This window comes from Acinetobacter sp. L-24 (genome assembly GCF_056857555.1).
In genome coordinates, this window is the sequence record NZ_JBSXNI010000025.1 from 64,367 (window position 1) to 73,687 (window position 9,321).

A 9,321-nucleotide genomic window follows, 5' to 3' on the forward strand; every position below is an offset into this window, starting at 1 on the left:
ATGAATAATTATTAAAAAATTTAATAACTTAGATGACTTAATTCTAATTTTTTGACTTTCTAAGTTCATGAACTTATAAGATTTGGCTGTTTATACAAACTCATAATCGGAAAGTACGACACAATATGTCGCAAACTTGTATATAAAATAATTTGATTGTATGAACAGTCCAAATAGATCGTTATGAGTTTTTATTAATACAAATAAATTTATGGATAGTAGAAAATAAAAATCTAAAAGAAATGTTAAAAGCTTATCTGGGGGGAAGGAAAATTTTATCTTTTTAATGGCAATAAAAAAGAAAAATAGAAGATCCTGCCTCTATGAAATTATCATCTAACCCTGTTCCAAGACTATCATAGCTTAATTCATTCCAAGAGCTTGAATGTTATCGTAATTCAAAATTTTAAAGTATAACTTTATTAATCAGGTGTTTATATCATTGAAATTGAAATTTATGATAATTGATTTAGTCATCTTATTGGACTTAGTCTAAAAACATAAATTGTAAAATTCATGATAAAATTTTATAAATATATGAAAACCAAGTACTCAACATGGCTAAAAAAAAAGTAATAAAGCAATCCAAAGCTAAACTTGAATTTAGGAAAGGGCAATCACGTCAAATTTTTCCACTTAATACTTTGATTAATTTAAGAAACAGTATCTCAATTGGTGAATATAAAGATTGTATCAATCAGTTTTGTATCTTTGGAAACATCGATGCAACTAATTTATTAAAATTAGGTCAAGCTAAACCAGAGAATTTAGTTTGCCAATATATTAATTTAGACCCTTTACCATTGAAAAACGAATTGCATTGGGCTGTTCACTGGTTGTCCTTACAAACAGAAGCTATAAATATCTATGTAACAACCAGAAATAAGATACAAAATTTAATCTTAGAAGATCAATTTGAGCAAGCTATAGATGTTCTTGATACTTTTACCGAGAATCATGGGTGGAGTTTATGGGGTATAGAAATTAGATGTGTGCTGGAACAAACTGTTAACGGAATGACTGGCCTGACAGAATGGTTAACACCATTAAAGATAGCATCAGGAAATAGGTTAAATGGATTGATATACGAGATCCTAAGTGATCGGTGTGAAGACACTTTTTCTTTTTATTCTTTCTATGCAAAGTGCAAAAACTCATTTCCACGTCTTAAGAATCTAGGACCCTGGGTAATTCCTTATTTGGAATACCATGCTTTATCTCAAGTAAATCATGTTGAAGATACATTACCTATCATATTATCTAAAGAGATTACTTCATCACTAATAGATTATTATGAAATTGTTGTTGATAGCTTGGTTTATATAGCAGTCGATAAAAGTATGTATCATTTAATGCCAACTGCAAAAATAGTAGTATTAAAGTTAATAGAATGTGGAATTAATGATAGTAGATTAAATAAGCTTTTAAATTTATTTATAGATAGTGAAGAGGTTAACTTTGTTTTAGATGATTCTATTGAAGATAACTTATTAAAATCATTAAATTTTAGCTCTACTAAAAGTATTGAAAATGACAACACTTTTAAGGCTACGATTATTAGCTTATTTAAAGAGTGTGAAATACATGGAAATACCGCTCAAACTCAGATAGATAAACTTATAAAGTTGGGTATTTGCTATAAAAACTTAGATATAGGACAAGTTATAGCTAATGCGGCATGTCATTTCGTAAATTGTTCTATCGGATATACTCAGAGTCCTAATCTTTTTATATTTAATGATAAATTCAAACTTGAAGATATAACAAGCTTCTCCTTTGAAGAAGGTATTAAAATATTAAAACGATATATTTTGAATAATGATAATGAAATAATTAAAAATATTATTAACTTATCAGAAGGAAACTTTAATGATTGTAAAGTTAGTAAAAATGTTTTGTTTTTATGGTTGGCAAAACATCTATATTCGACAGAACAATATGAGAATCTAGATAGACTTCTGAGTGAATTAGATAAATTTGGTGATTTTTGGTCAAGAGAGGTTGCTAAATTTAGAGCATCTATTTTAAATTCTAAAGACCATGTAATTGAAGCAATTGATTTAATTAATAATTGGTTAATTGAAAACCCAAGATATATTAGTGAGTTTGATGTCACTAATATTTTTGAAAACAGAAAGTGGCGGTTTTTTAAAGAATTAGATTTTATTAAAGTGGGATTAATATCCCATCATTCATATCAAGCTACTGATATAGCTGGTATTGGATATATTTGCAAAATGGCTTGTCGTTCTATCCTCGAAAGTGGAATGAGAGATAACATTAATTCTATATTTAATGACAATCTAGATATTCAAGATGAAATTATTCATTTCTTTGCAAATGTATGGATTGATGAGAACCTATCGTTATGCACTAAATTTGATACAACTGAAAAAGTTCGACAAGAACGTATAGAAATATTGCAGTTGTTACTACAATGGGATGCTGAAAATGCTTCAATTTATACAGATGAAATCAAAGATTTAACATTTGATCAGACATTGCAGAAAGGTTTACGTCAAATCGACCAAACAAGAGTGTTTGTAAATGAATCAGCAATTAGTAGATGGGCTGAATCTGAAATACTGCCAGATTATAAACGTTGGATGACTGTAAAAGATTCATCATCAGGAACTCGAATAATTGACGATATTATTAGTCAATTTGCAGTTGATGCAAATAATCGACAATTACTTTTGGATATATCTGATGGTCAGCCTAATATCTCATCTGCATTATTAATTGAAATTGTAGATCGGTTGTATAAACGGTTTCTAAATGATCCTACCGATGGTTTAGATTGTTATCTGAGTTTACGGATTAGACACGGTAGTTTACGAGGAACTGTTTTTGGTCCTTTAGAAGAAAATAGATTACTTTATTTCCCAAGCGATATATCCAAAGAAGAATTTATAAAAATATGGGGAAATATCGTAGATTTTAATATTGTTAATATAGAAGAAGTTTTATGTTTCCTAGAAGACTTTTCTAAGAAGATCAAATTTTTGGTGGATGAGTTGATTAATGAGTTAATTCAAATTCATTCAATCGAAAAACCTAGAGGTGCATTCAAAGACAATTTGAGCCCTGAATTTCTCAGAATAATCAGTAGCTTGATAGAAGAGTCAAATTTATCATTCTCAGCATTTTTAGCTAATTGCTATTTCTTATTTTGGAAAATTGTCGAATTAGCTTTGAAAGACCTTAATTCTTATATTGCAAATGACTTTAAGGATAAGATTAAGCAGGAATTTGATGATTTGATTGGTAAATTGCGTAGTTTAAATAATCGGTCAGCATTATTGCCGATGATAACAACACTTCAAAGTGTTTCAACTGATACTCAAATACAATGTGATATGATTTCTGATTGGTTCAGAATTCCAGCCCATGTTGACGATGAAGATTTCCAATTACCTGATGCAATTGATATTGCACAAGCAGCCACACAAAATGTTTATCGAACTTTAGATGCAATATTCAGACATGAAAACACTATCAAAATTCCTCTCACGACATCAGCTCTAGCTGTTTTGACTGATTGTTTATTCGTAATTTTTGAAAATGCTTGGAAACATTCAGGGCTTGGATCAGCTTTAGAATATATTGATATTGAAACGCAATATGATGAATCCAATAAACTTCTAACTTTTATAATTTATAGTGATCTATCCGAAGAGCGAAAGTTAGTATTGAATGCAACTGAAATTCAGCGTCTTAAAGAAAAATATATTCGTACTTTGCCAATCCATTTGGTTAATCGAGAAGGTGGTTCAGGATTTGCTAAACTTGCAAGATTAGTTCGGTTTGTAAATAGAGCACAATGTCCTTCACCTTTTAATTTTGGTCTTAAAGATTCACGTTGGTTTGTACAAGTTACAGTTCCATTGTATGAGCGAGAAGGGAGATTTGAAGCTTATGAATAATGGAAAAACTGTACTAGTAATTGAAGATGACAAGCCGAAACAAAAATCAATAATGTCTTTTTTACGATCAACATTGTGTGATGATATTGAAATCATATCTGTTGAATCCTTATCTAGTGCCATTGATGAGTTATCTACGAAGACAGTTATTTTAGCTGTAGTGGATATGTCGATCCCTCAATATGATATTGCAAAGGATCGACTCGGAGGTGGAAAGCCCCAAGGTTTCGGGGGAGCAGATGTTTTAAGATTCATAGATAGTGAAACAGATGATACATACACTGTTGTTTTGACGCAGTATGAAGAATTTAAATTACCACAGATGGAAAAGAAGCATGATCCAAGAGGGTTACAAGAGATATTGAAACAGGAGTTGGATGAACGCTTTTTAGGAGTGATTCATTACACAGGTCAATATGGGCCATGGCAAACTGCTTTAGCTCAAGTTTTAAAAAATCTCAATTTGGTAGCAAATAAATAATGCATGTATTACTTGTAGACGATGATTATACAAAGATTGAACGGCTTAAATTTTTTTTGATCGATCAAGGTATTGATGAAAATGATATATTAATTGCTACAGATGCAGCAGATGCGAGTAGAAAATTAAATAAAAATAAAATTGATTTAATGCTGATAGATGTTTTACTACCTGCTCGAAATGGTGCTATACCCCAAGCAGATAGTAGCATTAATTTACTTAGACAAATCGTTGAAGATGAAGTTCTCCCAACCCCAACTCATCTTCTCGGTGTAACGGCTAGTGAAGAAACTCGTAATGAAGTTGACCATCAGTTTAAAGAACTAGTAACAAGTGTACTTCATGTGTCAGCCGATCAAGATAATTGGAAAGGTGTACTCCAACAATATGTTCAGCGTTTATTAAGAACGGAAAATGAAAATACATCTTTCATTTATGATGTAGTAGTTCTAAATGCATTAAGAAAGCCAGAGTTGGAAGCAGTATATAATAGTTGGCCACTTGAGCTTTCCGATGAAAAACTTGTAGGTTCAAATATCAACTGTAAAAGTGGATACTTAAAACTAAGCGGTGATAAGACATTAAAAATTGCTTGTGCTCATTTAAATCAAATGGGGCCTATCGCAGCGACACACTCTACTGAAGTTGTTTTAAAACTCTTCAAGCCAAGAGTCATCATTATGACAGGTATTTGCGGAGGATTTTCGGATGCAGTATCGGTTGGTGATGTTGTGATTGCTGAAAAAAGTTGGGATTGGCAATCTGGTAAATGGACAGAGGATTGGTCATTACAAGCAGCTTCTGATCCTAAAGAAGCTAGTAATGAGTTAGTTTCTTTAGCAAGAACACTTGATGTTGATATGCAATCATTTTACCAACAATATACTGGATGCAGGCCAGCAAATCATCCCAAATTAATAACTGCACCTATGGTTTCAGGTAGTTCAGTCGTTGCTTCCGCAGACATTCAAAAGGTCTTTAGAAGCCAACATAGAAAGATGGCAGCTATTGATATGGAGTGTTATGGCCTCTATTACAGTTGTGCTAACCATCATGGCCAGCCCACCAAAATGATATGTATCAAATCCGTTTCTGATTTAGCAGATCGAGAAAAAGATGATAATTATCAAAGTTATTGTAGCTTTATAAGTGCAAGAGTAGCTCTAAGGCTAATTGAGAAATATTTTAAATTGATCTAACAGAAAAGCTCATTCGTGAGCTTTTTACTAAAGATTTGTCTGATATCAATTTTTCAGAAAATGAAATTGCCGAATTAGTAAGTGCAACTGCTCCTCAACGAGAAAGAACCAGGTGGGACTTATTCAGATATTTGTACTCGTTTATATCTAACGGCAGTTCCTTTAGTATTTCCTGAGGGGCATATCAGCTATAGACATCAAAGCTCTTTTATGGGGCTAAAAAATTTAGGTGGTACGATACAAAGTCAAACTTAATAGATAAATTTTTACATCCTACTCTAAAAGGAGATCCAATACTCTGCATGATGCAAAGTATCAGGCTGAATTATTCAGATTAGTTTATTCAATTGAATAAGTTATATAATTAATATAATTTTCAATTGGTATTATTAATATGACAAATAGGATTAATTCTGAACAAGCAGTTGAACATGCTTGGAAGTACTTTGAATTACATTCAAACCAAAGAATTACAATGTTTAATTATTTTCTTTTTATCGTTGCTGGATTAGGCACCGCTATAGGTGTCTCCATTCAGTCTTCAAGTACCTTTGCTTACATAGGAATATTTTTATCCATTTTCCTAAGTATTACCGCATTTGTTTTCTGGAAGCTAGATCAAAGAACATCTTTTTTAATTAAACAGTCTGAAGAAGTTTTTAAAAGATTAGAAAGAAATTCTTCTATTGATATTGGAATATTTTGTAATGAAGAAAGTAACCTTATTAAAGCAAATATGGGAAAAACACTTTTAAGTAAAATTATAACTTATGGCTTAATATTTAGAGCAACTTTCTTAATTATGGGACTAATTGGTCTTATTGGGGCCTTGGTTTTTAGCTTAATAGTTTTTGAAAAAGTCTCTTTTGAAACACCCAAAAAGACTGAGACCACGTTAACTTATAAATAAGTAATAGCCATGTGCATATCTTTGCACAAGGCGACATAATTTGATGCTTTGAAGATGATCGCTTACGATTACTGGTATGCTTTTCGAAAGATTAGGCCTTTGATAAATAATTAATTAATGAAACTATTGCACGCACTTTTATTTCTAAATACTTGATTCTATGTATCTTTAAGTGTATTAGCTGTTCGATTTTAGTGATCCTAGCCAAAATAATGGACAGTACTTCCCTCTAAAGATAACGTAACGTTAACTTTGGAGATCCAAGAAATGGCCAAACGTTTTAGTCCTGAATTTAAACAGCAAGCAATTGATTATGCACTTTCAAATTCACACGAGCCTATAGCTGCAATCGCCCAGAAATTAGGTGTGGGTTATTCAACCTTAGATAAATGGATTCGTGAAGCCAATCCAGTAGGTTCAAGCAAACGTCAACTTTCTCCTGAACAACAGCGGATCTTGGAATTAGAGAAAGAAGTCAAACAGCTCAAGGAAGCCAATCACATCTTAAAAAAAGCGCATGTGTACTTTCTGACAGATCATGCCAAGAAAAGTACACGGTAATTCAAGATATGGATGTGAATGAAGTCACTGTGTCTTCTGTCTGTAAATGCCTAGATGTCAGCACTTCAGGCTATTATGCCTGGCGAAAACGCCAGACCAATACAGCGCAGAAATACAATGATTTAAAAGCCGTATATTGGCAGCATCATGCACGATTGGGTGCACCGTCATTGGTACATGACATGCGTGATTTAGGTTATCGCATGAGCGAACGTACCGTTGGAAGGATGCTAAAAAAGCTTGGTTTATGTAGTAGGATTGCACGTAAATACAAGCATACGACTGATTCAAACCATCGTTTGTCTACAGCACCAAATTTGTTGGATCGCCAATTTACAGTTACTCAGCCTAATAAAGTTTGGACAACGGATATTACCTATATCCGCACTAAAGAAGGCTGGCTGTATTTATGTGTGATGCTAGATCTATTCAGCCGTCGTATTGTGGGTTGGCAAACCAGCCATCGAATAGACCGCCAATTGGTGTGTGATGCGTTTAATTATGCAATGGCTCGTCAGGGGTATCCAATGGGTGTCATGGTACATTCGGACCAAGGCTCACAGTACTGTAGTCGTGATTTTAGGGCGCTATTATTGACGAATAACTGTATTCAAAGCATGTCTAGACGAGGAAACTGTTGGGACAATGCAGTGACCGAAAGCTTCTTCCATACCCTGAAGGGGCATGTAGTACATGGCAGTGTATTTTCTACGAGAAAAGAGGCAAATGCTGTCTTGTTTGACTATATTGAGATTTATTACAATCGAATCAGAAGACATTCTGCAAACGGCTGGTTAAGCCCAGAAGCCTTTGAGCAGAAATATTTCAAGAATTTAGAGGGATTTGTTGTCCACGATACTGTCTAGGATCAGGCTTCAAAGAAGTAAACAAGAGATCAGATTCGGTAAAATTTCTTATATTCTCGATATATAGATTTAGAAACTTATAATCCATCTTATTCAGTTTTATGACTCGGAATGACTGTTCATTCTTTATACTTGGCTTTCTAGCCCTAGTATCATTCTCATCCTCAGTATTCGTAACTACAAGACTATATAACTCAGAGTTAAGAGACTTTTTAATTGATCTTTTAGTCAATAGCATTAATTCTCCAACTCTTAAGCCATAATTCACCATTAGATGCACAATCAAAAAATTTCTAAGCTGATGCTGCTGGCTGGAAAAAGGATTACTTATATTGGTTTTGGTAGACTGATTTGGCCGGATAATTTCATAAAGCTTAGCTACCATTTCGTTATTTATACTTTTAAAACTATGATTAATTTCACTTTTTACAGTTAAACTACGTTTAGAAAATTTGCTGAAAATTTTCTTTTTATTCATCAAATATAGATCTATGTTTTTTCTGCGATGTGATATTTCTATGACAGTAAGCTCTTGATTTCTAATATTCCAGTATTCATCCAGTAGGTATGAAAAATATTTAAATAAAGACCTTATACGCTGAGTAATGGTCATATAGTTAACATCAAGATTAGATCTCAAACGGATTAGATTGGTTTCTATTTTTTTATTATTTTCTAAGAAAAACATAAAATTATCTATTTCTTGTAAATAGATTTCAGGTTCATAGTTTAGCGAAAGGAATGACTCACAAAATGATGTTGAAAACTTCTGAAACCAGAATTCGTACCAAAATTTAAGCGCGAGCATATCTGATTGTTGTGTAGCTAAACTCTGAAATCTCAAAATAGATAAAGAATAGAGCAACGGATAAAGACAAGGAGTTGTAGTGGAAGCATCAAACAACAAAACTATTCGATTTTGATTTGAATGCTTTTTTGGAAGTTTAATTGTCTTTAAGAAAAACATTGCACAATTGAAGAACTAAATGAAGTAAACACTATATAGACTTAACTAAAATTAGCATAGGATTATTTTGAAAATAAGTTATTGATTTATATATCGTTTATCTATAAACACAGGGAGTTATGAAGTAAATATATCATGTACTCAATTTAACATAATCAATATTATACGAAATCAGTGTGTTAGAACCCATTTAAAGTGTCTATATTCTCACCAATAAAAATGTCTGGTTTATGATGGTTTTTATCACCATGGACTGGATATAAAATATAGATGCTGATCACTATGTCTGATAAAGAAATTCAACGTCTTGCAGTTCTGCAAGACGTTAGAGATCATCGTATTACCCAGGTCCGTGCTGCTGAAATCCTGAATCTTTCCACCCGTCAAATTACCCGGTTATTGCAGAAGCTC

The 9,321-nt window shown here is 32.5% G+C and carries 6 protein-coding genes and 1 pseudogene; 6 read left to right on the forward strand and 1 reads right to left on the reverse strand.

What is annotated here, in order from left to right; all coding sequences use genetic code 11:
* The first annotated feature begins 557 nt into the window (after nucleotides 1–557).
* From AC13CK_RS02260 to AC13CK_RS02280, 5 genes are all read left to right on the forward strand, one after another.
* Nucleotides 558–3,926, forward strand: a complete 3,369-nt coding sequence (locus AC13CK_RS02260; protein ID WP_482830916.1) for a hypothetical protein — start codon at nucleotides 558–560, stop codon at nucleotides 3,924–3,926.
* Nucleotides 3,919–4,407, forward strand: a complete 489-nt coding sequence (locus AC13CK_RS02265; protein ID WP_482830917.1) for a hypothetical protein — start codon at nucleotides 3,919–3,921, stop codon at nucleotides 4,405–4,407. The genes AC13CK_RS02260 and AC13CK_RS02265 overlap by 8 nt, the downstream gene beginning before the upstream one ends.
* Nucleotides 4,407–5,606: a phosphorylase family protein gene (locus AC13CK_RS02270; RefSeq protein WP_216937996.1), complete on the forward strand. Its 1,200-nt coding sequence runs from the start codon at nucleotides 4,407–4,409 to the stop codon at nucleotides 5,604–5,606. The genes AC13CK_RS02265 and AC13CK_RS02270 overlap by 1 nt, the downstream gene beginning before the upstream one ends.
* Before the next feature lie 394 nt (nucleotides 5,607–6,000).
* Nucleotides 6,001–6,516 carry a hypothetical protein gene (locus AC13CK_RS02275; RefSeq protein WP_216938000.1) on the forward strand — a complete coding sequence of 172 codons (516 nt, stop codon included), beginning with the start codon at nucleotides 6,001–6,003 and terminating at the stop codon, nucleotides 6,514–6,516.
* 267 nt (nucleotides 6,517–6,783) lie between these two features.
* Nucleotides 6,784–7,943 (forward strand): IS3 family transposase gene (locus AC13CK_RS02280; RefSeq protein WP_312325908.1). Its coding sequence is split into 2 segments (ribosomal slippage): nucleotides 6,784–7,018 and nucleotides 7,018–7,943, totalling 1,161 coding nucleotides; the frame shifts between segments, so codons are not numbered across the junction.
* Here AC13CK_RS02280 and AC13CK_RS02285 read toward each other — a convergent pair.
* Nucleotides 7,903–8,631: a site-specific integrase gene (locus tag AC13CK_RS02285; RefSeq protein ID WP_482830918.1), complete on the reverse strand. Its 729-nt coding sequence runs from the start codon at nucleotides 8,629–8,631 to the stop codon at nucleotides 7,903–7,905. The two genes, AC13CK_RS02280 and AC13CK_RS02285, sit on opposite strands and share 41 nt — an antisense overlap.
* 549 nt (nucleotides 8,632–9,180) lie before the next feature.
* Here AC13CK_RS02285 and AC13CK_RS02290 point away from each other — a divergent pair.
* Nucleotides 9,181–9,321: pseudogene (locus tag AC13CK_RS02290) on the forward strand (helix-turn-helix domain-containing protein); the annotation flags it as partial.